Source organism: Candidatus Obscuribacterales bacterium, from assembly GCA_036703605.1.
Taxonomy (GTDB): domain Bacteria; phylum Cyanobacteriota; class Cyanobacteriia; order RECH01; family RECH01; genus RECH01.
Map to the genome: position 1 here is coordinate 1 of DATNRH010000670.1, position 1,489 is coordinate 1,489.

A 1,489-nucleotide genomic window follows, 5' to 3' on the forward strand; every position below is an offset into this window, starting at 1 on the left:
GGCTACCGCTTATACACAAGTTTCCTTTAATCTAGATGGAATGATTTGCGAGGTGCATTCACCATGATAGATAACCCCATTGTGCTCCAAGGAGCCCAGATTTCAGGCAGTGTGTTCGGGGATGCGCGTCTGGCTAAAAGGGGGCAGCGCTTTATGAGGCTCTTTGTACAGAGCAAACGGTGAGTATCCAGAGCCTGGCACAAGATTGGTCGGAGCAAATGGGGTATTACCGGTTTTTGCACAATGAGCAAGTGACCCTTGAAGAATTGGGTCAGAGTCTGTCAAGGCAATGCCAGTCACAGGTGAGCGGTCGTCATGTTCTAGCGGTGAATGATAGCAGCGAGATTAACCTGAGTGCCCATCGGAATCGTCTTGCAGCAGAGGACTTGGGGGTGTTGAGCAACGCCCGCGATGTCGGTTTTTTTGTGCATCCGACGCTAGTTTTGGATGCTGACGATGGGTTTCCCTTAGGCGTCAGCGATGTCCATCTGTGGAGCCGCCCTATCGAGCAGGCCGACAAACACACTCGCAAGTACAAACAGCAAGTCATTGAAGAGAAGGAATCCTTCAAGTGGTTGCAGACCTCCGAGTCCAGTCAGCGATGGCTGGCAACCGCCAACCAAGTGACGTATATCGGCGACCGTGAAGGGGATATCTACGAAGTCTGGGCACGAATTCCTAATGCCACGACTCAGGCGTTGTTTCGGGTCTGTCGAAACCGCAAGATTGCCGAGTTACCGCAAACCCTGTATGCCTACTTGAGTCAGCAACCCTGTGCCGGGACGTATGCCGTTCAGGTGCCATCGGATCCCCGCCACGGTCGTGAGCCCCGCGACGCTTGGATGTCCGTGCGGTTTGTGCCCGTGACCATTCTACGTCCACCGCGATTACGGCACAGTGACTATCCGCTGAGCCTCCTGTTATATGCCGTGGAGGCTCGGGAAATTCAACCCCCAGCGGGACAAGAGCCTATTCATTGGCGCTTGCTCACCACGCATCCCATCCGGTCATTGGAAGCGGCCTTACAGGTCATTGGCTGGTACAGTTGGCGATGGCGCATTGAGCAACTCTTTGCCATTCTTAAGCAGCATGGACTGAATCTCGAATCCACTCAGTTGGAGTCGGTAGCAGCCATTCAACGCTTGTGTATTCTGAGCCTCGGGGCTGCTGTGCGTATCTTACAGTTGCAGACGGGACGCGACGACGTCTCTCGTGCCGCCTCGCTTGTCTTCAGCCAACGTCAGCAGCAATGTTTAGCGCAACTCAGTCCGCGCTTGAATGGGCGGACGCGTAAACAACAGAATCCCTTTCCTGGTTACACGTTGGCTTGGGCTACTTGGCTCATTGCCCGCTTAGGGGGATGGTCGGGCTATGCCAGTCAGCGCCCACCGGGCATTGTCATTCTATTCAGAGGTCTCAAACACTTTGACACCCTCTTTGAAGGTTGGTCACTGGCTCATCTCTAAGATGTGTATAAGCGGTAGCCCAA

General features: G+C 54.1%; 1 protein-coding gene. It reads left to right on the forward strand.

What is annotated here, in order from left to right:
• Nucleotides 1–218 precede the first annotated feature (218 nt).
• A complete protein-coding gene (locus V6D20_14120) occupies nt 219–1,466 on the forward strand; it encodes an IS4 family transposase (protein HEY9816916.1) in 1,248 nt (415 codons plus the stop codon).
• The last annotated feature ends 23 nt before the right edge of the window (nt 1,467–1,489 follow it).

What these genes read in the sequence shown, in the direction of transcription:
- V6D20_14120 (HEY9816916.1), top strand. Translation starts at nt 219, where the DNA reads ATGGGGTATTACCGGTTTTTGCACAATGAGCAAGTGACCCTTGAAGAA.